Source organism: Cellulomonas sp. URHE0023 (assembly GCF_000688475.1).
Classification (GTDB): domain Bacteria; phylum Actinomycetota; class Actinomycetes; order Actinomycetales; family Cellulomonadaceae; genus Cellulomonas.
Genome location: NZ_JIAN01000009.1, coordinates 202,662 through 226,243, shown reverse-complemented (window position 1 = coordinate 226,243; position 23,582 = coordinate 202,662). Strand labels below are relative to the sequence as shown.

The following is a 23,582-nucleotide window of genomic DNA, read 5'->3' as shown; positions in this document are numbered from 1 at the left end:
CCTCAAGGCGAGGTTGTCGGCGGCCCTGCCAGGTCATGCTTCTCCTCGAGCGCGCGAACCGGCGAACCGGGCGGACTCACCCCTGCTTCGAGGGCAGCGTGACGCGCATGATGCAGCCCACGTCGGAGTCCGCGACCTCGATGCGCCCGCCGTGCAGATCGACCGCCCAGCGCACGATCGCGAGCCCCAGACCGGTCCCGCCCGTCGACCCCTGACCCGTCAGCGCCGGGCTGTTCCCCCGCACGAACCGCTCGAACACGTGGGCCCGCTGGTCGCGTGCGATGCCGGGTCCGTGGTCGACGACGTCGATGCGCACCTCGCCCCCCACGACGGACGCCTCGAGCCGGACCTCGTCGTCGACGGGCGAGTGCCGCACCGCGTTGTGGAGCAGGTTGGCGACGACCTGGTGCAGCCGGTCCGGGTCGGCCGGGACCGTGAGGTCCTCCGGGACGACCCGCACCGGGAACCGCAGGTGCTTGGCCGCTCCGACGAGCATCGCACCGTCGGCAGCCTCCAGCAGGAAGTCGTGCAGACGCAGGTCGGTGACCTGGAGGGTGACGTCCCCGGCCTCCAGCCGGGACAGGTCGAGCAGGTAGGTCACCAGCCGGCCGAGCCGCTCGGTCTGTGCGAGGGCGGCCTGCATCGTCGCCGGGTCCGCCTCGCTCACCCCGTCGACGATGTTCTCCAGCTGCGCCTGCAGAGCCGTCACCGGGGTGCGCAGCTCGTGGGAGACGTTGGCGACCAGCTCCCGACGGAACGTGTCGGCCTGCTCGAGGTCGTCGGACATGGTGTTGAAGGCGCTCGCCAGCTGACCGACCTCATCCATGCTCGTCGCGCGCACGCGTTGGCTGTAGTCGCCCGACGCCATCCGCCGTGCCGCCTGGGTCATCTCCCGCAACGGCGAGGTCATCCCACGAGCCAGGACCTGCGTCACGACGAGGGAGACGATGATCGCGAGCGGCAGCGTCCGAGAGGGTCCGAGCGTGAAGTAGGTCAGGCCGATCCAGGTGATGAACGCCGCGAGCGTGACGGTGGCGGCGACCAGCACCCCCAGCTTGATCTTGATCGAGCGGAACCGGTCGAGCGGTCGGACGTCGCGGATCCGCGACCTGCCGCCCTCGCCTCGTGCGTGTCGCGGTGCGTTCACGCGCCCTGCGTCGCCGGGTCGCCCGTCGCGCTGCCGTCGATCGGCTCGAACGCGTATCCGACGCCGTGCACCGTGCGGATCAGGTCCGGTCCGAGCTTGCGGCGCAGCGCCTTGATGTGCGAGTCGACCGTGCGCGTCCCGCTGGCGTCGACCCAGTCCCACACCTCCGCGAGCAGCCGCTCGCGGGTCAGGACGGTGCGCGGCGAGGCTGCGAGGGCGAGCAGCAGGTCGAACTCCGTCGGCGTCAGGTGCACCTCGGTCTCGCCGCGCATGACACGCCGCTGGGCGCGGTCCACGGTGACGTCGCCGAACACCAGCGGCGGGTCGGGCTGCTCGGCCGCCGCGATCTCGACCGCGCGCGCTGCCCGCTCGGTGCGGCGCAGGAGCGCCTTGGTCCGCGCGACCAGCTCGCGCATCGAGAAGGGCTTGGTCATGTAGTCGTCCGCACCGACGCCCAGGCCGATCAGCATGTCGGTCTCGTCGTCGCGTGCCGTGAGCATCAGGACCGGGACCGGTCGCTCCGCCTGGATCCGTCGGCACACCTCCAGCCCGTCGATGCCGGGCAGCATCACGTCGAGCACCACCACGTCGGGGCGGATCCGGCTCGCCGCCGCTACGCCCGCCAGACCGTCACCCGCCGACTCGACGATCCAGCCCTCCGCCGAGAGCCGGTGCACGATCGCCTGCGCGATCGCGGGCTCGTCCTCCACGACCAGGACGGTCGTGGTGGTCTCGCTGCCGGGTGCCGTCGTCGGCCCGCCGTTCACGTTCGCCATGCCGCCAGCGTGGCACACGGCATGGTGAATGACGCGTCCACCTCGCCGTTCGGTGCCGTCCCCACGCTGCCGTGCACGGGCAGCCGCCCGTATGATGTGGCGCACCATGAGCAGCTCAAGTAGCTGCCGGCGTCTCCATCGGGTCAGACCCGACGAAGACCTTGCCGGCCACCTTCTGTGTCGTTTGAACGGCCCCTCCGACGCCGACCCGCGGGTCGGCGTCGCGCGTCGTCCGGGGGTGAGCGCGTGAGCGCCGAGTGGCTCCTCGTCGCTCTCGGCGTGCCGCTCACGCTCGGTACTGCGGTGTTCGTCGCCAGCGAGTTCTCCCTCGTCACGCTCGACCCGGGCGTCGTCGAGAAGCAGACGTCCCCCGACGACCGTCGCTCCCAGTCCGTCCTCAAGGCCCTGCGCCGGCTGTCGACCGAGCTGTCGGGCGCTCAGGTCGGCATCACGCTCACCACGGTCCTGCTCGGCTACACCACACAGCCCGCGGTTGTGCGGCTGCTGCGCGGGCCGCTCGAGGACTCGGCGCTCGGTGAGGTGGCCGGGGCGGTGGTCGCGGCACTCGTCGCGATCGTGCTCGTGAACGGCTTCTCCATGGTCGTGGGGGAGCTGATCCCGAAGAACCTCGCCATCAGCCGGCCCTTGGCGACCGCGCGCGCGGTCGCACCGCTGCAGCGCGCGTTCACGAGCGCGCTGCGGCCGCTCATCATGTTCTTCAACGGGAGCGCGAACACGCTGCTGCGCCGGGTGGGCGTCGAGCCTCGCGAGGAGCTGTCCGGCGGTCGGTCGCCGCAGGAGCTTGCCGCGCTGGTGCGCCGCTCGGCGGAGGTCGGCACGCTCGACGAGTCGACCGCGACGCTGCTGACCAACTCCATCGACTTCACGGAGCTCACCGCGGTCGACGTGATGACGGACCGGCTGCGGCTCGTGGTCGTCGGGCGGGGCGACTCCGCCGCCGACGTGATCGCGCTCGCCCGTCAGACCGGGCACTCCCGCTTCCCGGTGATCGGTGACGACAGCGACGACATCGTCGGGCTCGTCCACCTGCGTCGGGCGATCAGCGTGCCGTACGAGCGCCGCGCCGACGTGCCCGCCGGCGCTCTCATGGTCGACGCGCCGCAGGTCCCCGAGACGGTCCACCTCGGTCCGCTCCTGGTCGGGCTGCGCGAGCAGGGCCTCCAGATGGCCGTCGTGGTCGACGAGTACGGCGGCACGTCGGGCGTCGTCACGCTCGAGGACGTCGTCGAGGAGCTGGTGGGGGAGGTGTCCGACGAGCACGACCGGCGCCGCGCGCCCGCGGCCCGCACTGCCGACGGGTCCTGGCTGCTCGCGGGCGTCCTGCGGCCCGACGAGCTGACCGAGACCACGGGGCTCGAGGTGCCCGCCGACGGGCCGTACGAGACGCTGGGCGGCCTCGTCATGTTCGTCCTCGGCCGTATCCCGGTCGAGGGCGACGAGATCGTCGTGGACGAGGTCCGGCTGCGCGTCGACGCGATGGCGGGACGTCGCGTCGAGCGCGTCCTCGTCCGAGAGGTCGCACCCGTCGACACCGAGGGCGACGAACGATGAGCCTCGGCGTGGCCTTCACCCTCGTGGCACTGCTGCTGGCGGCGAACGCGTTCTTCGTCGGCGCCGAGTTCGCGATCATCTCGGCCCGGCGGTCCTCGATCGAGCCGCTGGCCCGCGCGGGCGACCGTCGCGCCGGAACGGTCCTGTGGGCGATGGAGCACGTGTCGCTCATGCTCGCCTGCGCACAGCTCGGCATCACCGTGTGCTCGACCAGCCTGGGCGTGGTGGCCGAACCGGCGATCGCTCACCTGATCTCCGAGCCGTTGGAGTCGTGGGGTGTCAGCGCCGACATGACGCACGTGATCTCGTTCTTCGTCGCGCTCGCGGTCGTCGTCTACCTGCACGTGGTGCTCGGGGAGATGGTGCCCAAGAACCTCGCGGTCGCCGGTCCCGACCGGGCTGTCCTGTGGTTCGGACCGCCGCTCGTGTGGATCGCCCGCGTGGTCCGGCCCGTGATCACCGTGCTGAACTGGCTCGCCAACAACGTGCTGCGTGCATTCGGCGTCGAGCCCAAGGACGAGGTGGCCTCCGCGTTCACCGCACAGGAGGTGCACTCGATCGTCGAGCGGTCGCAGGCCGAAGGTCTTCTCGACGACGAGCAGGGCCTCCTCACGGGCGCGATCGAGTTCTCGGACCGGACGGCAGCCGACGTCATGATCGCCCCGGACGAGCTGATCACCGTCGGGGCGGGCAGCACACCCGAGGACATCGAGCGGCTCGTGGCCAAGACCGGGTTCAGCCGGTTCCCCGTGCTCGGCGTCGATGGTGTGCCGGCTGGCTACCTCCACCTCAAGGACGTCCTGTACGCCGATGGGGCCGACCGGTCGCGGCCCGTCCCCGGGTGGCGTGTCCGGCCGCTGGCCGTCGTCGGTCCGGCAGATGAAGTGGAGGAGGCGCTCGCCGCGATGCAGCGCTCCGGCTCGCACGTGGCGCGTGTGGACGCAGCCGGCTCGACCGTGGGCGTCGTGTTCCTGGAGGACATCCTCGAGGAGCTCGTCGGCGAGGTCCGTGACGCGATGCAGCGCGAGCAGATGGGCTGATCTGGGCACCTCGTCGGCGTGTCTCCCCGCGTGTCGCACCGGATTGTCCCGATCCCTCGTCTGGACACCCGTCCAGGGACTTGGATGCCCTGGAATCACCCGTTATGGTTTCGTGACCGCGGTCGAACAGGGACGTCGTTGCGGATCGGAACGACAACGCACGGTGGACAGGAGGTGTCGTGGGATCGCACAGCGTCGAGCCGTCGGCCGCCCCTCTGACCCGCCGCCGACTGCGTGAGGCCGAGCGCACCACCGACTCCCCGACCGAGGCCCAGCCCGGCCTGAAGCGGCCGGATCCTCACTCGCCCGTGTCCGTGCGCAGCGGGTCGACACCGGCCGTCGCTCCGCGCACCGGTCTCGCCGCCGCCGCAGGTCCGCAGTCGACGCCTGCCGCCGCCCCCCGTGGCGTGCAGACCCCGCCCGTCCAGGCCGAGCGGTACGTCTCGCGTCCGTCGGGCGAGCCCACCGGTGTCGCCCCGGCCCGCGCCACGCGCCCGCAGCCGACGCCCGCCCCACAGACGTCCCAGCCCGCTGCGACCGGTCGACGGGCTGCCCGCGCCGCCGCGGTGGACCCGGCGGCACCCGCACCGTCTCCCGTAACGCCTGCGACCGAGGCTCCCTCCGCGGTCGGCTCTCCCTCACGCCGCGACGCGCGGGCCCCGCAGAGCTCCATGGAGCCCGCAGCCGCACCCGTGCGCCGCGCGCGCCCCCGGGCACAGTCGTCGGTCGCGGTACCGGCGCTGCCCGACCGGGTGACCCCGAGCGCGGCCGTGTCAACGAGCGCCCCCGCCCCTCAGCCGACGCGCCCGACGGCTGGCCGCCCGACCAGCGTCCTGCTCTCGCGCACTGCGCCGGTCCCGGACGGCGCACGCGTCCGAGTACCCGAGGCCCCGGCCGTGGCCGTGCCCGCCATCGCGCCGCAGACCGACGTCGCGCCGCAGACCTCCATTGCGCCGCAGACTGACGTCGCGCCGCAGACCGAGGTTGCGCCGCAGACCGCCGAAGCGGCCCCGGAGCGCGCGACTGCGGCGTCGCCCGAGCACCGCGTCCACCAGCCGAGGCGCGTGGTCTGGACGACGAGCGCCGCCGACGAGACTGCGATCGTCCCTGCGATTCCAGCGGCCGAGCAGGAGCCGTGGGAGCTGGCAGAGACGGCACCGGTCGCGACGAGCCAGGACGCCGTCGCCGCCACCCCTACCCACACCGCATCAGCACGACGCGTGGGACGGCCCACCCGCGCCGCCGCGAGGCTCGGGGTCCTCGGCGTTCTTGCCGGCATCACGGTGATCGTCCCCGTGAGCCAGGGCGTCATCCCTGCCCCCGTCGCGTACGGCTCCGACGCGCTCGCGGACTCCACGCTGCCCAGCACGGTCACCGCGCTCGCCGGTTCCGACCTGTCCGTCCTCCCCCCCGCGTCGCTCGTCTCGGCCGACGGGGCACTGGCGGCGCGCGAGGTCACCACGGGCGCGAGCCGCAACGACATCCGCTCGAGCCTTCCCGGCTGCGAGGGCTCGGTGCGCGAGGCGGGCCAGAACGGCCAGCTCAAGGAGGCCGACCTCTGCGTCTTGTGGGACAACCACACCGAGCTGCGAGCCGACGCCGCCGTGTCTCTGGCCGAGTTCAACCAGGCGTTCGCCGCTCGGTTCGGCACCGACCTGTGCCTCAGTTCCGGCTACCGCACGCTCGCCGAGCAGAGGGCCGTCAAGGCGCAGAAGGGTGGCCTCGCCGCTGCACCCGGCAAGAGCAACCACGGCTGGGGCCTGGCGGTCGACCTGTGCCAGGACCAGACGTCCGGCGCGAAGTGGGCCTGGCTCAACGAGAACGGTCCCGCGTACGGCTGGGCCAACCCCGAGTGGGCCAAGCCCGGTGGCAGCGGGCCGCACGAGCGCTGGCACTGGGAGTACGTCTCGGGCGTCAAGAGCGACGGCGAGTACTACGACGGCTGAGCCGAGAGGCTGAGCCGACGGCCCGCACCCGCGGACCGTCGAGCCCCACCGTCAGACCAGCTGCAGACCCCACGTGAGCTCACGGCTCTCGCCCGGTGCGAGCCTGATCAGGTTCTCGCCCGTGCGGAACGCGTCGGCGATGCACGTCATCGGCTCGACCGCCACACCACGACGCTTGATCGCGGCCACGAAGTCGCCGGTGCACACCTGCCACGCCTCGAAGCCCGCGTCGGCCCACATGCTCACCGTGCGTCCGTCCGACCCCCCGAAGTGCACCCAGCTCAGCCCGTCCTCGTCGCGGACCAGCTGGAGCCAGGCGTCGTCGAGCGCGATCCCGCGCAGCAGCGTGGCTGACCGCAGGTCGAACCGGCCCGCGAGGGCCTCCGAGCCGGTGGGGAGCAGACGTGTGTCGACCGTGACGTGCCGCGTGGCGTCGACACGCAGCGTCGCCTCGTCGACGGGACCGTCACCGGGCGACAGCCACGGGTGGAAACCCAGTCCGAACGGGGCGGTCGACGTGCCGAGGTTGGTGACGTCGGTCTGCACCCGCAGGCCGGTGCTCGCCAGGGCGTACGTGACGCGCAGCCGAACCGGCCACGGGTAGCCCGACGTGGGAACGACCACGAGCTCGAGCGTGACCGAGTCGGAGCCCGCGTCGACGGTCGAGAAGGTCTGGTGCGCGACGAGCCCGTGCAGAGCGGTCTGCCGGTCGTGCTCGTTGAGCGGTACGTCGTAGGTCACGCCCTCGAACTCGTACAGGCCGTCGCGCAGCCGGTTCGGCCACGGCGCGAGCACCGTGCCCGAGAACGCCGGGGCCATGGCGTCCTGCGGGTAGGGGAGGACGACATCTCGGCCGCCCACCGTGTACTCACGCAGGCTGGCGCCGACCGCAGCGACGACGGCGCGCTGGTCGCCGAGCTCCAGGACGTGCTGGCGACCGGTCGGCAGGGGAGGCAGTGGAGTCGAAGTCACCGGGCCACGCTAGTGCGCCGCGGGTCCCGCCCGTAGCACCCAGCCCTCGGACGGGTGAACGAGTCTCGTCTGTGGACAGCCGGCTGCACGATGCGCGTTCGATCGCCTATCGTTCCGGCCATTCGTGCAGTCGGACATTGACGGACGAACCGGGCACGATGACAGCCGTCGAGGGGGCACTCGTTGGACAGTGTGGCGATCCTCGAGAACGAAGTGCGGGAGCTCATCCGCCGCCGGGGAATGGACCCCGCGCGGGACCGGCCCGGTGTCGCGGCCCTGGTAGCGGACGTGATCGCCGACTACGACGAGCGATCCGTGGTCGGTGCCGTGCCGCCGCTGATCGACCCTGCTGCCGCGCACAAGGCGGTGCTCGATGCCGTGGCCGGGCTCGGCCCGCTGCAGCGCTACCTCGACGACCCCGAGGTCGAGGAGATCTGGATCAACGGACCGACGCAGGTGTTCGTCGCGCGCCGCGGTGAACCCGAGCTGACCACCACGATCCTGACCGACTGGCAGGTGCGGGACCTCGTCGAGCAGATGCTCAAGGTCTCGGGACGGCGGCTCGACCTCAGCAGCCCGTTCGTGGACGCCTCCCTGCCCGGCGGTGAGCGTCTGCACGCCGTGATCCCCGACGTCACCCGCCAGCACTGGTCGGTGAACATCCGCAAGTACGTGGTGCGGGCGACGAACCTCGACGACCTCGTGACGCTGGGGTCGGTCACGCCGCACGCGGCCGCCTTCCTGCAGGCTGCTGTTCGGGCGGGCCTGAACGTGCTGGTGTCCGGCGCCACCCAGGCGGGCAAGACGACGATGCTCAACGCTCTGGCGGGCGCGATCCCGGCGCGTGAGCGGATCATCACGTGCGAAGAGGTCTTCGAGCTCCGGCTCGTGGCGCGCGACTGGGTGGCGATGCAGTGCCGCCAACCGAGCCTGGAGGGCACGGGCGAGATCCCTCTGCGGCGCCTCGTCAAGGAGGCGCTGCGCATGCGCCCCAGCCGCCTCCTGGTGGGCGAGGTCCGTGAGGCCGAGGCGCTCGACCTGCTCATCGCGCTGAACGCCGGCGTGCCCGCGATGTGCACGATCCACGCCAACTCGGCGCGCGAGGCTCTGGTCAAGCTCTGCACGCTGCCTCTGCTCGCGGGCGAGAACATCTCGGACCGTTTCGTCGTGCCGACTGTCGCGTCGGCGGTCGACCTCGTGGTGCACCTCGACGTCGACGCCGGCGGCCGGCGCGCGGTGCGCGAGATCGTCGCGGTCCCCGGACGCGTCGAGCAGGGGATCGTCGAGACGGCCGACGTCTTCGTGTCACGCAACGGGCACCTCCAGCGGGCAGACGGGTTCCCGCCGCACGCCGAGCGGTTCGCCCGGACCGGCACGGACCTCGCGGCGCTCCTGCGTGGGCGCGGCTGATGGGTGTCGTGGTCGGGCTCCTGCTGGGTGCGGGTACGGCCTGCGTCTGGTGGTCGTTCTGGGACCGGCCCGCCGGTGTCGGCATGCGGAAGCAGGACGGCTGGCACGCCAGGACCCGGGACATGCTGGTGCAGGCGGGGGTCGCCGGCGCGACGCCGGGTGGTCTGGTGGCTGCGTGCGCCGTCGTCTCCCTCCTGGTGCTCGTCGTCGCGCTGGCACTCACCCGCACGCCGGCGATCGCGCTGTGCTTCGCCGCGTTCGCGGCCGGAGGACCGTGGGCGCTGGTGCGGGGCCGCGCCCGGCGTCGCCGGACACGGTTGCGGCAGCTGTGGCCCGAGGTCGTGGACCACATGGGCTCGGGCATCCGCGCCGGGCTGGCACTGCCCGAGGCGCTCGCGCAGATCGGGGAGCGCGGGCCGGTCGAGCTGCGGCCCGCGTTCGTCGCGTTCGCGCAGGACTACCGCGCGACGGGGAGGTTCGGTGACTGCCTGGACGCCCTCAAGGCCCGGCTCGCCGATCCGGTCGCGGACCGGATCATCGAGGCCCTGCGGGTGACCCGGGACGTCGGCGGTACCGACCTCGGACGGCTCCTGCGGACGCTCGCGACGTTCCTTCGCGAGGACATCCGCACTCGCGGCGAGCTCGAGGCGCGCCAGAGCTGGACCGTCAACGCAGCCCGCCTCGCGGTCGCCGCACCGTGGATCGTGCTGGCCCTGCTCTCCACCCGAAGCGTGGCGGCTGCTGCGTACAACACGCCGGCCGGTGTCGCGGTCCTTCTGGGCGGTGGCATCTGCACGGTCGTGGCCTACGTGCTCATGCTCCGGATCGCCCGACTTCCCGACGATCCGCGGGTGCTGCGATGAGCCCCGTCGTGCAGGGTGCGCTGATCGGGCTGCTCGGAGGGCTCGGCGCGCTGCTCGTGGTCGCGCGGCTCCGCGCCCGGCGCGTGAGCCTGGACGACCGGCTCGCGCCCTACCTTCGTGCGCAGCGCACGTCGTCGGGACTCCTGCCCCCGACGACGGTCCGCGGCCCGTTCGCGACGATCGAACGCCTCGTGTCGCCGCTGATGTCCGATGCCGTGCGGCTCGTGACCCGCCTCGGGTCGCCCACCGCCGAGCTGCGTCGTCGGCTCGTGCGGGCTGGACGTGCGGAGTCCGTCGAGCAGTTCCGTGCCGGCCAGGTCGTCTGGGGGGTCGTGTCGCTCGCGGCCGGTCTCGCCCTCGCGCTCGCGATCGCGACGATCCGTGGCGGGAGCCCTGTGGGCCTCGCGCTGCTCGTCGCCGTCTGCGGTGTGTCCGGGGTGCTGCTGCGCGACTGGATGCTCTCGCGCGAGATCCAGGCCCGGGAGGCTCGGATGATGGCGGAGCTGCCGACCGTCGCCGAGCTCCTCGCGCTCGCGGTCGGTGCGGGGGAGGGGGCGATCGGGGCGCTGGAGCGCGTCGTCCGGACCACGCACGGCGAGCTGACCGGCGAGCTGGAGCGGACGCTGGCCGCCGCGCGCGCGGGCAGACCGCTCACGGCTGCGCTCGACGGGCTGGCGGACCGGACGGGGTTGGCTCCGCTCGCCCGGTTCGCGGAGGGCGTCGCGGTGGCGGTGGAGCGCGGAACGCCCTTGGCCGACGTCCTGCGCGCCCAGGCGCAGGACGTGCGAGAGGTCGGACGTCGCGAGCTCATGGAGGCGGGCGGTCGCAAGGAGGTCGCGATGATGGTGCCGGTGGTGTTCCTGATCCTGCCGATCACCGTCGTCTTCGCCGTCTTCCCGAGCATGGTGGTGCTGCGGGTCGGCCTGTGAGCCGTCCGGACAAATACATCCGCACGGCGATGCCGCAGCGGGCCGAGATCGACGAGAGGACAACGGATGAGGACCAACGCGGGGGGCCGGGCGCACCGTCTGATGGGTGCTGTGCTGGGGAGCGTCGCAGGAGCGGACCGCGAGCGAGGCGACGTGCCCGGCTGGGTCCTCGTCACGCTCATGACGGCCGGGCTGGTCACCGCGCTGTGGCTCGTCGCCGGGCCGACCCTGTCGGACGTGTTCGAGAGCGCGATCTCGGGCGTCACGGGCCCCTGACCGGTTCCAGGGCTGACCGCGGGTCGGCGGTCGTCGACTTCGTGCTGGTCGGTGCGCTGGTCACCGTGCTCTTCGTCGGGGTCGTGCAGCTGACGCTGGTCCTGCACGTGCGGAACACGCTCATCGACTCGGCGTCCGAGGGGGCGAGGTACGCGGCGCAGTCCGGCCACGGACCCGCCGACGGCGTCGCGCGCACACGCGAGCTGGTCGGCCAGTCGCTCGCCGGCTCCTACGCGCAGGGTGTGACGGCGAAGGCGACGCGTATCGACGGGCTCGACCAGATCGAGGTGGAGGTCGTCGCTCCGCTGCCTCTGCTCGGGCTGCTCGGTCCTGCGGGGTCGCTCACGGTGCGCGGTCATGCCCTGGTGGAGACCCCGTGAGGACGGTTCTGGACCTCGGCCGACGGGTGGCGCGAGGGCAGGGAGACGACAGCGGGAACGCGGTCGTCGAGTTCCTGGGTCTGGCACTCGTGCTCATGGTGCCGCTGGTCTACCTCGTCCTGGTGCTCGGCCGGTTGGAGGCGGCGTCGTTCGCGGCCGAGGGTGCGGCGCGTGAGGCGGCCCGCGCGGTCGTCGTCGCCGACACCTTCCAGGAAGGAACGGTGACCGCGGGCGCCGCGGCGGGCATCGCGCTGCGCGACCAGGGATTCGAGGACGACCCGATCGACGCGCTGACCCTGCGGTGCTCGTCGACGCCCTGCCTGGAACCGGGTAGTGACGTCTCCGCTCGCATCGACCTCACTGTGCCGCTGCCGTTCGTCCCGGGGTTCGTGCGCCACGTCGTACCGCTCGAGGTGCAGGTGAGCGCGGAACGTGTGGCACCCGTGGACGCGTACCGGGCACGCCGATGAGGCGGGCACGCGCCGGGGCAGACGACGGCCAGATCATGATCCTGACGCTCGGGTTCGTCGTGGTCGCGCTGCTCCTCGTCACGGTCGTGGCCTCGGCCGCCCACGTCCACCTGGAGCGCAAGCGGCTCCTCGCGCTCGCGGACGTGCTGGCGCTCGAGGGGGCGGACGCCGTCGCGAGCGACCGGTACTTCGCGCCCGGGTCGGACGAGCAGCCGGGTCTGCCGCTGACCGACACCGCGGTGCGGCAGGGGATCGAGGAGTACCTGCGTGACAACCCGGACGTCACGGGGCAGTGGGACCAGCTCGTCGTGCTGTCGGCGACGACGCCGGACGGGGCGTCCGCGCGCGTCCACCTGGGAGCGGTGACGCACCCGGTCCTGATCAGCTGGGTGCTGTCGCCGTGGCAGGACGGGATCGCGCTCGAGGCGGAGTCGGTCGCTCGAGCGTCGTGAGGGTGCAGGAGTGCAGGGGCGGTGCATGAGCGCACAGGCGGTGGGCGAGCGCAGGGGCGGCGTCGTGCCCCGCTCCGGTAGCCTGGACGGTTGTGGCCACCACCGACTTCAGCACCGCGATCCATGACTTGCGCACCACCCTCGGCACCATCCAGGCGGTGAGCGACCCGACGGCGCTCCAGGCGAAGGTCGCGCAGCTCTCGGAGCAGGCGTCCGCGCCCGACCTGTGGGACGACCCGGACGCCGCGCAGAAGATCACGAGCGCACTGTCTGCGACGCAGGCCGAGCTGGACCGCATGAGCAAGCTCGACGGCCGCATCGACGACCTCGAGACGTTGGTCGAGATGGCCACCGAGGAGAACGACGAGGACACCCTGGCCGAGGCCGAGGCGGACCTGCTCAAGATCAAGAAGGACCTGGGCGAGCTCGAGGTCCGCACGCTGCTGTCGGGGGAGTACGACCAGCGCGAGGCTGTAGTCACCATCCGGTCGGGTGCTGGTGGTGTGGACGCCGCCGACTTCGCCGAGATGCTGCTGCGCATGTACCTGCGCTGGGCCGAGCGGCACGGCTATCCGACGACGGTGCTGGACACCTCCTACGCGGAGGAGGCCGGTCTGAAGTCGGCGACCTTCGAGGTGAAGGTGCCGTACGCGTTCGGCAACCTGTCCGTCGAGGCCGGCACGCATCGGCTGGTGCGCATCTCGCCGTTCGACAACCAGGGCCGACGCCAGACGAGCTTCGCGGCCGTCGAGGTGATCCCGCTCATCGAGTCGAACGACTCGATCGACATCCCCGAGTCCGAGATCAAGGTCGACGTGTTCCGGTCGTCGGGCCCGGGCGGCCAGTCGGTCAACACGACCGACTCGGCGGTGCGCATGACGCACATCCCGACCGGGATCGTCGTCTCGATGCAGAACGAGAAGTCGCAGATCCAGAACCGCGCAGCCGCCCTGCGCGTCCTGCAGTCCAGGCTGCTGCTGGTGAAGAAGGCCGAGCAGGACGCGAAGAAGAAGGAGCTCGCCGGCGACGTGAAGGCGAGCTGGGGCGACCAGATGCGGTCGTACGTCCTGCAGCCGTACCAGATGGTCAAGGACCTGCGCACCGAGCACGAGGTGGGCAACCCGGCTGCGGTGTTCGACGGTGACATCGACGACTTCATCGAGGCGGGCATCCGCTGGCGGCGCTCGGCGGAGAAGTCCGCGTCCTGACCGCCGAGACCTGATTGTTGCCGGATCGAACATTGTCGCGCAGCGGCGCACACAACCCGCCGCCCGGCCGGTCACGGAAGAGTGACAAGGTCACGGTTTGACCACGAAAGACCTTTCTGACCTTGTGACAGATCGCGCGCCGGTCATATGTTGTCGCCCGCAACATAGTCCGAGCGCCCGTAAGCGCCGGGTGGAGACGAGCGCAACGGAGCGTCGTCACGAGAGGGAGCACAATGCGACGGAGCATGATCCTGGCGTCGGCGGCCGTGATGGCCACCGGACTCCTGCTGGCCGGTTGTGGCAGCAGCGACGAGCCGAGCAGCAACGACACGGCAAGCAGTGGTTCGAGCGACGCGGGAGCCAAGCCGAAGGTTGGCGTGATCCTGCCTGACACCAAGTCTTCGGCCCGGTGGGAGACTGCGGACGCGAAGTACCTCGAGGAAGCCTTCAAGGCTGCCGGCGTGGACTACGACATCCAGAACGCGCAGGGCGACAAGGCCCAGTTCCAGACGATCGCCGACGGCATGATCACCGAGGGCGTCAACGTCCTCATGATCGTCAACCTGGACTCGGGCTCCGGCAAGGCTGTGCTGCAGAAGGCACAGGCCCAGGGCATCGCGACGATCGACTACGACCGGCTCACGCTGGGCGGCGGGGCGGACTTCTACGTCTCCTTCGACAACACCAAGGTCGGCGAGCTCCAGGGTGAGGGCCTCGAGAAGTGCCTCACCGACGCCGGCAAGTCGACGGCGAACATCGCCTACCTGAACGGCTCGCCGACCGACAACAACGCGACGCTGTTCAAGGCCGGTGCCGAGAAGGCCCTCAAGGCCAAGGAGGACGGTGGCGAGTACACGCGCGTCGCCGACCAGGCCGTTCCCGACTGGGACAACCAGCAGGCGGGCACGATCTTCGAGCAGATGTACACGGAGACCGGCGGCAAGATCGACGGTGTCCTCGCGGCCAACGACGGTCTCGGCAACGCCGCGATCGCCATCCTGAAGAAGAACGGCGCCAACGGCACGGTCCCGGTGACCGGTCAGGATGCGACGGACCAGGGCCTGCAGAACATCCTTGCGGGCGACCAGTGCATGACCGTCTACAAGGCCGTCAAGAAGGAGGCCGACGCCGCCAGCGCGCTCGCCGTCGCGGCCGCGAAGGGTGAAGACACCTCGAGCCTCGCCACGGGCGACGTCGAGGACAGCGAGTCGAAGAAGAAGGTTGCCGCGGTCCTGCTGGACCCGCAGGCCATCTACTTCGACAACGTGAAGGACGTCATCGCTGACGGCTACACCACCAAGGAGAAGGTCTGCACGGCGGACTACGCCGAGAAGTGCACCGAGGCCGGCATCTCCTGAGCACGGAGCCGGGGTGGCCGATGCTGGCCACCCCGGCGCACAGGCGGGGCCGGCCGCGTGAGCGACCGGCCCCGGCCTGGTGCCTGCACGACCGCACAGACCCGCGACGGTGCGGGGTGAACCGAGTGACACGACGAGGTGGACGATGACCCAAGCAGCGCATGCCGCACCCGACCTGGCCCCGCCCCCGACGCTGGAGGTGCGTGGCGGCCGCAAGAACTTCGGCGCGGTGCACGCGCTGCGAGGTGTCGACCTGGTCGCCCGAGCCGGTGAGGTCACGGCACTCGTCGGCGACAACGGCGCCGGCAAGTCGACCATGATCAAGGGGATCGCCGGGATCTTCCCGTTCGACGCGGGCGAAGTCTTCTTCGAGGGCAAGCCGACGCACATCGCGTCGCCGGTCGACTCGAGCGCGCTCGGGATCGAGGTCGTCTACCAGGACCTGGCGCTCTGCGACAACCTCGACATCGTGCACAACATGTTCCTCGGGCGGGAGATCAAGAAGGGCTTCCGCCTGGACGAGTCGGCCATGGAGACTCGCGCAGCCGAGGTCCTCGCATCGCTGTCCGTCCGCACCGTCCGGTCCATCCGCCAGCACGTCGCGAGCCTGTCCGGCGGCCAGCGGCAGACCGTCGCCATCGCGCGAGCGGTCCTGTGGAACTCCAAGCTCGTCATCCTCGACGAGCCCACCGCCGCCCTCGGTGTCGCGCAGACCGAGCAGGTCCTGCAGCTGGTCCGTCGGCTGGCTGACGCCGGCCTCGCCGTGGTGCTGGTGTCGCACAACATGAACGAGGTCCTCGAGGTCGCGGACTCCGTCAACGTCCTCTACCTGGGCCAGACGGCCGCGCAGGTGCGCGCCAAGGACACGTCGCGCAGCGAGATCATCGAGCTCATCACCAGTGGCTCGGCCGCCCTCGCGCCGGCGGTCGCGGGCGCCTCCGCTGCGACGACCTCGACCACCATCGACGCACCGAACGGGAGCACCCCCGCATGAGCACCCCCACTGTCTCCCGCAGCGAGCGCAGCGACCGCAACGACGCCGCGCCGTCGCTCCTGGCCGGCTCGGTGGAGCAGCCGACGTTCGGCGAGGCCGTCAACAACTACGTGAGCAAGGTGCGCGGCGGTGACATGGGGTCGCTGCCGGCCATCCTCGCGCTGCTCGTGCTCCTCGCGATCTTCGTCATCATGAAGCCGAACACGTTCCCGTCGACGCTGAACATCGCCAACCTGTTCCAGCAGGGTGCCGTCGTCGCGACCATCGCCATGGGCCTGGTCTTCGTCCTCCTGCTGGGCGAGATCGACCTGTCGGCCGGCTTCACGTCCGGGGTCGCCGGCGCCGTGCTGGCCACCCTGCTGACCAAGCAGGGGGCCCCCTGGTACGTGTCCGTCGGCGGTGCGATCGTCGCCGGTCTGGTGGTCGGCCTGGTCAACGGCACGCTCGTCGCCCGGCTCGGCATCCCGTCGTTCATCGTCACCCTGGCGATGTTCCTGGCCCTGCAAGGTGTCGTGCTCCTGATCATCGGCACGGGCGGCAACATCTCGATCACGGACCCGGTGATCGTCGCGATCCAGAACAAGAACGTCCCGCCGCTGCTCGGCTGGGCGATCGGGATCCTGGCCGTCGTCGCGTACGGCGTGTCGAGCCTGCGCACCTGGCAGCTGCGTCGCCGACGCGGCCTGCTCGCCCCGCCGGTCGGCGTGATCGCCATCAAGATCTCCGCCCTCGGTCTGCTGGTGCTCGGCATGGTCGCGATCCTGAACCAGGAGCGGAGCAACAACCCGCTGCGCACCTCGATCATCGGCGTCCCGATCGTCGTCCCGGTGATCGTCACGCTCGCGCTGGTGCTCGGCTTCGTGCTCACGCGCACCGCGTTCGGCCGGCACATCTACGCAGTCGGTGGCAACGCCGAGGCGACGCGCCGTGCGGGTATCAAGGTCGCCCGTGTGCGGATGGCCTGCTTCATGATCTGCTCGGTGCTGGCCGCGATCGCCGGCATCTTCGCGGCCTCGCGTGCCACCTCGGTGGACCCGAACGCCGGTGGCTCGAACGTCCTGCTGTACGCGGTCGGAGCGGCCGTGATCGGCGGGACCTCGTTGTTCGGTGGCAAGGGCCGGATCATCGACGCCCTCATCGGTGCCGCGGTCATCGCGGTCATCGACAACGGGATGGCACTGCTCGGGTACTCCTCGGGCGTCAAGTACGTTGTCACTGGTGCCGTGCTCGCGGCTGCCGCCGCGGTGGACGCGATCTCCCGGCGACAGGCTCGGTCGACGGGTAGAGGCTAGAGGTACTGACAGCAGGGGGAGGCACTCGTGCGGCTAGGTGCTGGTCCGCCCGTGCGGCGAGCCGATGCCTCCGCGCAGGACGATGTCCGGCGGGCCAACCTCTCGGCCGTCCTGCGGCTGCTGCACTTCCACGGACCGGCCACCCGGTCGGACCTGGTGGCCAGCACAGGGTTCAACCGCTCGACCGTCGGGTCGCTCACGTCTGAGCTCGTCAAGCTCGGGCTGGTGCGTGAGCGACCCGGCGTCGTGCGGGGCAAGGGCCGGCCGTCGAACGTCGTCGAGCCGGTCAGCACCAGTGTTCACGTGCTCGCGTTCGACGTCACGGCGTCGAGCGTGGGCGCCGCGCGCGTCGGCCTGGGCGGCTACCTGCTGCAGGTCCGTCGGCGGCTGCACAGCACGTCCCCGCACGACGTGTCGGGGGTCGTGAGCCTGATCGCGACGCTCGCCACGGAGATGCAGGCGAAGGCCACCCCGGGCTCGATGTGCCTGGGGCTGGTGGTCTCCGTGCCCGGCAGCGTGCGTCAGCCTGACGGGCTCGTGCGCCGCTCACCCCCGCTGGCCTGGTACGAGGTGCACCTCGCGGAGCTCCTCCGGGAGGCGACGGGCGACGAGTTCCCGATCACGATCGGCAACGACGGCGACCTGGGCGTGGTCGCCGAGTACCTGCGCGGCGCGGCCCGCGGCTCGCAGGACGTGCTCTACGTGCGTGGCGAAGCGGGCGTCGGCGGCGGTGTCGTGGTCGACGGTGAGTTGCTCAAGGGCTCCGGCGGCTACGCCGGAGAGGTCGGGCACCTGCTCGTGAAGCCGGGCGGTCGCGTGTGCTCGTGCGGTGCGCGCGGGTGCTGGGAGGCCGAGATCGGCGACGCCGCGATCATCCGCTCGGTCGGTCGCGACCCGCGCGAGTCCGACATCGAGGACGTGGTCAGCGACGTCGCGATCGGCAACCGTCGCGCGATCGCGGGCGTGCGCAAGACGGGGGAGTGGGTCGGCCTCGGGCTCGCCAGCCTGGTCAACCTGTTCAACCCGCGGGTCGTCGTGCTGGGTGGAACCCTCGGTGCGCTCTACCCGACGATGGAGCCGACGCTGGTCCAGTCGTACGCCCGAACGCTCGGGCCCAACCGCGAGCAGGCTCTCGTGGTCCGCTCGGACCTCGGTCCGGACGCACAGCTCGTCGGCGCGGCCGAGGTCGGCTTCGCGGACGTCCTGGAGGACCCTGCGGGTGCCCTCGAGGCACTCCGCGAGCAGCCCGACGCGACCGCGACGGAGCTGGGCGAGGTGCACCAGATCCGGGCCGTCGGCAGCTGACGACGGCCACAGTTGGGGCATTTCGCCCCGGTGTCCGGTTCTCACAGGCACTGGTCGGCGTGTCACCACCGGCTGGTGCGCCTGTCGCTGCCTACTCTCGACAAGGCCAGCGCTTGACCCCTCCGTCGTCCCCGAACACTGGCCACGAGCACCGTGATCAGACTAGAGAACGTCACCAAGGTGTACGCGCGAGGCGCGCGACCCGCCCTCGACCGCGTCTCCTTGGACGTCGAGCGCGGGGAGTTCGTCTTCCTCGTCGGCGCTTCGGGCTCCGGCAAGTCGACCTTCCTGCGCCTGGTGCTGCGTGAAGAGCGCGCCTCGGCGGGGCGGGTCTTCGTCGCGGGCAAGGAGCTCGGCACGCTGTCGTCGTGGAAGGTCCCGCAGCTGCGCCGCCAGATCGGTGCGGTGTTCCAGGACTTCCGCCTGCTGCCGAACAAGACGGTGTTCGAGAACGTGGCGTTCGCGCTGCAGGTCATCGGCAAACCGCGGCACCACATCCTGACGACGGTGCCGGACACGCTCGAGATGGTCGGCCTGGCCGGCAAGGAGAAGCGTCGCCCGCACGAGCTGTCCGGTGGTGAGCAGCAGCGCGTCGCGATCGCGCGCGCGTTCGTCAACCGGCCCAACATCCTGCTGTGCGACGAGCCGACGGGAAACCTCGACCCGACCACCAGCCTGGGGATCATGCGCCTGCTCGACCGGATCAACCGCACGGGCACCACGGTCGTGATGGCGACGCACGACGACGAGATCGTGGACCAGATGCGCAAGCGCGTCATCGAGCTGTCCACCGGTGAGCTCGTCCGCGACCAGTCGCGCGGCGTCTACGGGTCGGACCGCTGATGCGCCTCCAGTTCATCCTCTCCGAGATCGGCCTCGGTCTTCGTCGCAACCTGTCCATGACCATCTCGGTGGTCCTGGTGACGTTCGTGTCGCTCACGTTCGTCGGGTCGGCCGCTCTGCTGCAGATCCAGATCGGCAAGATGAAGGACGACTGGTACGACAAGGTCGAGGTCTCGGTCTTCCTGTGCCCGCAGAACTCGTCGGCGCCGACGTGTGCCAGCGGCGAGGTGTCCGAGGACCAGCGCGCGGACATCGAGGCGGCCCTGGCATCGCCGGAGATCAAGCCCTACGTCGAGAAGATCTACACCGAGTCCAAGGAGGACGCCTTCACGGCGTTCCAGAAGCAGTTCAAGGACCAGGCGTGGACGGCCGCGGTGACCGTGGACGACATGAACTCGTCGTTCCGCATCAAGCTGACGGACCCGCAGAAGTACCAGCTGGTGGCGGACGTGGTGTCGGGGCGCGCGGGCGTCGAGGACGTCCAGGACCAGCAGCGCCTGTTCGACAAGCTGTTCTCGGTGCTCAACCACGCGACGCTGCTCGCGGGTGGTCTGGCGGCGGTGATGCTGCTGGCGGCGGTGCTGCTGATCACCACGACGATCCGCCTGTCGGCGCTCAGCCGCCGCCGCGAGACCGGGATCATGCGTCTCGTCGGCGCCTCGACGTTCTTCATCCAGCTGCCGTTCATGCTCGAGGGTGCGATCGCCGCGACGGTCGGTGCGCTGCTCGCCGTGGGCGGGCTCTGGATCGGTGTCGAGTACCTGGTCAGTGACTGGCTCTCGGAGTCGGTGAACTGGATCCCGTACGTCGACACCGCCGACGTGCTCACGGTGGCGCCGATCCTCATCGTCATCGCCATCCTGCTCGCAGCGATCTCGTCGCTGGTCACCCTCTCGCGCTACACCAAGGTGTGATGTGAGGGTCAACCGGATCTCGGTCGTCGCGATCGTCGCCCTGGTGGTCTCGGCAGTGTTCGCCGGGCCCGCCGGGCCGGCCTCCGCGGACAAGATCGACGACCGCCGCAAGGCGGCCGAGGCCCACAAGGCTGCCGTCGCGAAGGCGCGGGACGACCTTGAGGCCGCGATGGAGGGTGCCGACGCGAGCCTGCAGGCGCTCGCACTGCAGCTCGCCGACACGCAGGCCAAGATCGTCCCCGCCCAGGCGGCGGTGGATGCTGCGCGGGCTGAGCTGGAGAAGGCGCAGCGTGAGGCGGCCATCATCGCCGCACGCCTGAAGGACGCGGAGGACCAGCAGACGACGATCGCGACGACGATCACGACGGACGCGGCGAACGCGGACGCGATCCGGGCGGCGATCGGGCAGATGGCGCGCGAGGCGTACAAGGGCGGCGGCGGGAGCGTCTCGGGTATCGACGTGGTGCTCGACTCGCAGAGCGCGACGGACTTCGCGGAGCGGTACGGCCTCCTCTCGACGGCGCTGCGCACGCAGGGTCAGCTCCTCGATGCGCTCCGGGCCAGCGACGCGCTCAACAAGAACGCCGAGGCGCGGCTGACGGCCGTGAAGGACAAGATCACGCAGCTCAAGGCCGACGCCGACCAGAAGGTGGTCGAGGCGGACGCGGCGAAGGCGGCGGCGACCGCGGCCAAGCAGTCGCTCGACGACCTCCTGGCCCAGCAGGTCAGCCAGCAGCAGCAGCTCGACGCGCAGAAGGCGGCGCTCGAGGCCCAGCTCGCCGCGGCGGACGCCGAGGCGGCGGCCGTCCAGAACGAGCTGGTCGCGGCGATCGCGGAGCAGAAGGCCCGGGATGCGGCCGCGGGGAACCCGCATGGTCCGGCGGGCCCGATCGGCACGGCGCTGTTTGCCAACCCCACGAGCATCAGCCCGATCTACGTGACGTCCGAGTACGGGATGCGCATGCACCCGACGCTCCACTACGTGCGGCTGCACGCGGGCATCGACCTGCGCACGTACTGCAACACGCCCGTCTATGCCGGTCGGGCAGGGACGGTCACCTGGGCCAAGCAGCGCTTCGGGTTCGGCAACCAGGTGATGATCGACAGCGGCTTCGTGAACGGCAACGCGCTGTCCGCGAGCTACAACCACCTGACGAGCTTCGCGGTCGGCTCCGGGCAGCACGTCGAGCAGGGGCAGCTGATCGGGCGCTCGGGCAACACCGGGACGTCCGCAGCGTGCCACCTGCACTTCGAGGTGTACGTGAACGGCGCGACGACCAACCCGCGGCCGCTGCTCGGCATCTGATCGCAGCCCGCTGGTCCACTAGCGTGACCGTGTGGCCACGCCGCCGGCTGGGGGAGCGCTCCGGCGTCCCGGCGTGCTCGCCGAGGCGGTCCTGCTCCTCCTCGTGTTCGTGGTCTTCACGCGGTTGCACGCGGCAACGGGCCATGACCTGTCCGCCGCCGGGATCCACGCGCGCACGCTGCAGACCATCGAGCGTGCCCTCGGGCTGGACATCGAGCTGGCGCTCAACGGGTGGCTCGCCGGGCAGCCGGTCCTGATCACGGTCGCGGTGCTGGTCTACCGCTCGTACTACCTCGCGATCGTCGGGGTGCTCGTGTGGGTGTACGTGCGGCACGCCGAGGTCTACCTGGTGGTTCGTCGCACGCTCGTGGCGATGCTCGTCCTGATCCTGCCCGTGTACTGGGCGATGCCGATGTCGCCGCCGCGCTTCTCCCTGCCCGGGGTGGTCGACATCGTCGCCGAGCACGACCTCGTCGACCGCCCCGCGTCGAGCGGCTACACCGCGATGCCCAGCAACCACGTGGCGCTGTCCGCGTGGTGCGCGTACGCGGTCTGGCTCGCGCTGCGGCCCGCCCACCCGCGCCTGGCGCTGCTCGCGTGGCTGTTCCCGCTCCTGATGACCGCAGTCGTGTTCACCACCGGCAACCACTACGTGCTCGACGTGGTCGGCAGCGCTGCGCTGCTGGGGGCGTCGATCGGTGTCGCCACGCTGTGGGGGCGCCTCAATCCGCTGGCCCCGCACAGGTAGGCTCGGTCGGCGGCACAACGCGTGCCTGTGCAGACGCAAGGAACGGGGTTCGACGACGGTGGCCAAGGAGTCCGGGCGCAAGCTCATCGCCTCGAACCGCAAGGCCCGCCACGACTACGTCATCGAGGACGTGTTCGAGGCCGGGCTGGTGCTCGCCGGCACGGAGGTCAAGGCCCTGCGCATGGGGCGCGCCTCGCTCGTGGACGGCTGGTGCGAGGTGACCAACCACGAGCTGTGGCTCGAGGGCGTCCACATCCCCGAGTACAGCCAGGGCACGTGGACCAACCACGCCCCGCGCCGTAAGCGCAAGCTGCTGCTGCACCGCGACGAGATCGACCGCCTGGAGTCCAAGACCCGCGAGAAGGGTCAGACGATCATTCCCCTGTCGCTGTACTTCCTGGACGGACGCGCCAAGGTCGAGATCGCGCTGGCGCGAGGCAAGCGCGAGTACGACAAGCGCCAGGCACTGCGCGAGAGGCAGGACAACATGGAGGCCACGCGCGCCATCCGCGAGAAGCGCGACCTGTGAGGGCTCGTCTCGCCGGGATCCTGCTGGCGCTGGTGGCCCTGCTCGCGGTGGCGACTCCCGCCCTGGCCGCTCCCGACCAGTCGAGCGGCCAGGAGATCACGCGGTACGACGTCACGGCGGCGGTCGCGTCGGACGGGGTCGTGACCGTCGACCTCGACTTCGACTTCGACTTCGGCGACACCCCCGGGCACGGCCCGTACCTGACGTTCCCGACGCGCGTGTTCTACGACGACGAGCACGACCGCTCGTTCGAGTACTCGGACGTCACGGCGTCGAGCTCGACCGGTGCTCCGGCGCAGGTCAACAAGGAGACCACCGACACCGCGCTCATCCTGCGCATCGGTGACCCGGACGTGGACGACGTGTCCGGCGTCCAGACCTACCACGTGCAGCTCACGGTGAACGGGTGGCTCAACCCCGCGAACTCCCTGCACTCCGGCGACGAGCTCTACTGGAACGTCATCGGCGCAGGCTGGACCATCCCGATCGGCGACGTCACCGTGCAGGTCACCGGCCCGGCCGCGGTGCAGGCGCGGTCTGCTTCGCCGGACCGAACGGGTCGACGAACCCGTGCACCTCGGCCGTTCCCGCGGGCAACGGCGCCACGTTCACGCAGGACCTGGTGCCCGTCGGCGACCAGCTCACCACCGTCACCGGCTGGCCGGGGGGGACGTTCCCCGGGGTGGAGCCCATCCTCGTCGGCAAGCCCGACCCGCTGGCGCCCGTGCAGCCCGTCTCGCCGCTGGGCGTCGTCGCGCTCGTCGTTCTCGTGGTCGGGACGTTCCTCGCGGTCCGACGCGTGCGCAGGGCGGGGCGTGACATCGCGTACCTCGGCCTGACGCCTGGGCTGCG

At 71.0% G+C, this 23,582-nt stretch carries 24 protein-coding genes; 21 read left to right on the top strand and 3 right to left on the bottom strand.

Translation table 11 applies throughout. From position 1 onward, the window contains the following. Positions 1 to 76 precede the first annotated feature (76 nt). Together N553_RS0117825 and N553_RS0117820 are read right to left on the bottom strand one after the other, a co-directional pair. Entirely contained in the window at positions 77 to 1,147 is a 1,071-nt protein-coding gene (locus N553_RS0117825; protein WP_028047657.1) for a cell wall metabolism sensor histidine kinase WalK, read from the bottom strand. Further along, positions 1,144 to 1,923: a response regulator transcription factor gene (locus tag N553_RS0117820; protein ID WP_034623282.1), complete on the bottom strand. Its 780-nt coding sequence runs from the start codon at positions 1,921 to 1,923 to the stop codon at positions 1,144 to 1,146. Before N553_RS0117820 ends, N553_RS0117825 begins: the two co-directional genes overlap by 4 nt. Positions 1,924 to 2,169: 246 nt before the next feature. On the opposite strand from N553_RS0117820, the gene N553_RS0117815 reads away from it, so the two are divergent. The 3 genes from N553_RS0117815 (at position 2,170) to N553_RS24500 (ending at position 6,481) form a co-directional block, all read left to right on the top strand. Beyond that, positions 2,170 to 3,495, top strand: a complete 1,326-nt coding sequence (locus N553_RS0117815) for a hemolysin family protein (RefSeq protein ID WP_028047655.1) — start codon at positions 2,170 to 2,172, stop codon at positions 3,493 to 3,495. Continuing rightward, complete coding sequence (locus tag N553_RS0117810; RefSeq protein WP_028047654.1) at positions 3,492 to 4,535, top strand: hemolysin family protein; 1,044 nt, start codon at positions 3,492 to 3,494, stop codon at positions 4,533 to 4,535. Before N553_RS0117815 ends, N553_RS0117810 begins: the two co-directional genes overlap by 4 nt. A 179-nt stretch (positions 4,536 to 4,714) precedes the next feature. Further along, positions 4,715 to 6,481 carry a M15 family metallopeptidase gene (locus N553_RS24500; protein WP_051640329.1) on the top strand — a complete coding sequence of 589 codons (1,767 nt, stop codon included), beginning with the start codon at positions 4,715 to 4,717 and terminating at the stop codon, positions 6,479 to 6,481. Positions 6,482 to 6,532: 51 nt separating this feature from the next. On the opposite strand, the gene N553_RS0117800 is transcribed toward N553_RS24500, so the two are convergent. Continuing rightward, entirely contained in the window at positions 6,533 to 7,453 is a 921-nt protein-coding gene (locus tag N553_RS0117800; protein WP_028047653.1) for an aldose 1-epimerase family protein, read from the bottom strand. Positions 7,454 to 7,636: 183 nt separating this feature from the next. Here N553_RS0117800 and N553_RS0117795 point away from each other — a divergent pair, with 183 nt between their 5' ends. The 18 genes from N553_RS0117795 to N553_RS25940 all read left to right on the top strand — a co-directional run bounded on the left by N553_RS0117795 (position 7,637) and on the right by N553_RS25940 (position 23,569). Continuing rightward, positions 7,637 to 8,863 carry a CpaF family protein gene (locus tag N553_RS0117795; RefSeq protein WP_028047652.1) on the top strand — a complete coding sequence of 409 codons (1,227 nt, stop codon included), beginning with the start codon at positions 7,637 to 7,639 and terminating at the stop codon, positions 8,861 to 8,863. Beyond that, positions 8,863 to 9,726 carry a type II secretion system F family protein gene (locus N553_RS0117790; RefSeq protein ID WP_028047651.1) on the top strand — a complete coding sequence of 288 codons (864 nt, stop codon included), beginning with the start codon at positions 8,863 to 8,865 and terminating at the stop codon, positions 9,724 to 9,726. Before N553_RS0117795 ends, N553_RS0117790 begins: the two co-directional genes overlap by 1 nt. After that, on the top strand, positions 9,723 to 10,655 hold the full coding sequence (locus N553_RS0117785) for a type II secretion system F family protein (protein WP_028047650.1): 933 nt from the start codon (positions 9,723 to 9,725) through the stop codon (positions 10,653 to 10,655). The genes N553_RS0117790 and N553_RS0117785 overlap by 4 nt, the downstream gene beginning before the upstream one ends. 66 nt (positions 10,656 to 10,721) lie before the next feature. After that, positions 10,722 to 10,931, top strand: coding sequence for a hypothetical protein (locus N553_RS25725; protein ID WP_051640328.1), 210 nt, complete (start codon positions 10,722 to 10,724; stop codon positions 10,929 to 10,931). Further along, complete coding sequence (locus tag N553_RS25720; RefSeq protein WP_369796722.1) at positions 10,862 to 11,311, top strand: TadE family protein; 450 nt, start codon at positions 10,862 to 10,864, stop codon at positions 11,309 to 11,311. Before N553_RS25725 ends, N553_RS25720 begins: the two co-directional genes overlap by 70 nt. Next, entirely contained in the window at positions 11,308 to 11,781 is a 474-nt protein-coding gene (locus N553_RS0117770; protein ID WP_051640327.1) for a hypothetical protein, read from the top strand. Before N553_RS25720 ends, N553_RS0117770 begins: the two co-directional genes overlap by 4 nt. Further along, a complete protein-coding gene (locus tag N553_RS0117765; RefSeq protein ID WP_028047646.1) occupies positions 11,778 to 12,233 on the top strand; it encodes a pilus assembly protein TadG-related protein in 456 nt (151 codons plus the stop codon). Before N553_RS0117770 ends, N553_RS0117765 begins: the two co-directional genes overlap by 4 nt. Positions 12,234 to 12,325: 92 nt before the next feature. Further along, positions 12,326 to 13,441 carry a peptide chain release factor 2 gene (gene prfB / locus N553_RS0117760; RefSeq protein WP_028047645.1) on the top strand — a complete coding sequence of 372 codons (1,116 nt, stop codon included), beginning with the start codon at positions 12,326 to 12,328 and terminating at the stop codon, positions 13,439 to 13,441. 233 nt (positions 13,442 to 13,674) lie between these two features. Then, a complete protein-coding gene (locus tag N553_RS0117755; RefSeq protein ID WP_028047644.1) occupies positions 13,675 to 14,799 on the top strand; it encodes a sugar ABC transporter substrate-binding protein in 1,125 nt (374 codons plus the stop codon). Positions 14,800 to 14,944: 145 nt separating this feature from the next. Then, positions 14,945 to 15,793 carry an ATP-binding cassette domain-containing protein gene (locus N553_RS23500; RefSeq protein ID WP_051640325.1) on the top strand — a complete coding sequence of 283 codons (849 nt, stop codon included), beginning with the start codon at positions 14,945 to 14,947 and terminating at the stop codon, positions 15,791 to 15,793. Then, entirely contained in the window at positions 15,790 to 17,085 is a 1,296-nt protein-coding gene (locus N553_RS0117745) for a sugar ABC transporter permease (RefSeq protein ID WP_081844745.1), read from the top strand. The genes N553_RS23500 and N553_RS0117745 overlap by 4 nt, the downstream gene beginning before the upstream one ends. 51 nt (positions 17,086 to 17,136) lie before the next feature. Further along, positions 17,137 to 18,390 (top strand): ROK family transcriptional regulator, encoded by a 1,254-nt coding sequence (locus N553_RS23495; RefSeq protein ID WP_051640324.1) that lies wholly within the window; start codon positions 17,137 to 17,139, stop codon positions 18,388 to 18,390. 153 nt (positions 18,391 to 18,543) lie between these two features. After that, positions 18,544 to 19,233, top strand: a complete 690-nt coding sequence (gene ftsE, locus N553_RS0117735) for a cell division ATP-binding protein FtsE (RefSeq protein ID WP_028047642.1) — start codon at positions 18,544 to 18,546, stop codon at positions 19,231 to 19,233. Beyond that, positions 19,233 to 20,147 carry a permease-like cell division protein FtsX gene (gene ftsX, locus N553_RS0117730; RefSeq protein WP_028047641.1) on the top strand — a complete coding sequence of 305 codons (915 nt, stop codon included), beginning with the start codon at positions 19,233 to 19,235 and terminating at the stop codon, positions 20,145 to 20,147. The genes ftsE and ftsX overlap by 1 nt, the downstream gene beginning before the upstream one ends. A gap of 1 nt (position 20,148) precedes the next feature. Beyond that, positions 20,149 to 21,453 carry a M23 family metallopeptidase gene (locus tag N553_RS0117725; RefSeq protein WP_028047640.1) on the top strand — a complete coding sequence of 435 codons (1,305 nt, stop codon included), beginning with the start codon at positions 20,149 to 20,151 and terminating at the stop codon, positions 21,451 to 21,453. A 31-nt stretch (positions 21,454 to 21,484) separates the two neighbouring features. Next, on the top strand, positions 21,485 to 22,201 hold the full coding sequence (locus N553_RS0117720) for a phosphatase PAP2 family protein (RefSeq protein WP_034623278.1): 717 nt from the start codon (positions 21,485 to 21,487) through the stop codon (positions 22,199 to 22,201). Positions 22,202 to 22,259: 58 nt separating this feature from the next. Beyond that, complete coding sequence (gene smpB / locus N553_RS0117715; protein ID WP_028047638.1) at positions 22,260 to 22,730, top strand: SsrA-binding protein SmpB; 471 nt, start codon at positions 22,260 to 22,262, stop codon at positions 22,728 to 22,730. Then, on the top strand, positions 22,727 to 23,569 hold the full coding sequence (locus N553_RS25940) for a DUF2207 domain-containing protein (protein WP_028047637.1): 843 nt from the start codon (positions 22,727 to 22,729) through the stop codon (positions 23,567 to 23,569). The genes smpB and N553_RS25940 overlap by 4 nt, the downstream gene beginning before the upstream one ends. Positions 23,570 to 23,582 lie beyond the last annotated feature (13 nt).

Coding starts and splice junctions, on each gene's coding strand:
- N553_RS0117810 (WP_028047654.1), top strand. CDS start 3,492: ATGAGCCTCGGCGTGGCCTTCACCCTCGTGGCACTGCTGCTGGCGGCG.
- N553_RS0117765 (WP_028047646.1), top strand. CDS start 11,778: ATGAGGCGGGCACGCGCCGGGGCAGACGACGGCCAGATCATGATCCTG.
- N553_RS0117785 (WP_028047650.1), top strand. CDS start 9,723: ATGAGCCCCGTCGTGCAGGGTGCGCTGATCGGGCTGCTCGGAGGGCTC.
- ftsX (WP_028047641.1), top strand. CDS start 19,233: ATGCGCCTCCAGTTCATCCTCTCCGAGATCGGCCTCGGTCTTCGTCGC.
- N553_RS0117745 (WP_081844745.1), top strand. CDS start 15,790: ATGAGCACCCCCACTGTCTCCCGCAGCGAGCGCAGCGACCGCAACGAC.
- N553_RS0117820 (WP_034623282.1), bottom strand. CDS start 1,923: ATGGCGAACGTGAACGGCGGGCCGACGACGGCACCCGGCAGCGAGACC.
- N553_RS0117755 (WP_028047644.1), top strand. CDS start 13,675: ATGCGACGGAGCATGATCCTGGCGTCGGCGGCCGTGATGGCCACCGGA.
- N553_RS23500 (WP_051640325.1), top strand. CDS start 14,945: ATGACCCAAGCAGCGCATGCCGCACCCGACCTGGCCCCGCCCCCGACG.
- N553_RS25725 (WP_051640328.1), top strand. CDS start 10,722: ATGAGGACCAACGCGGGGGGCCGGGCGCACCGTCTGATGGGTGCTGTG.
- N553_RS0117790 (WP_028047651.1), top strand. CDS start 8,863: ATGGGTGTCGTGGTCGGGCTCCTGCTGGGTGCGGGTACGGCCTGCGTC.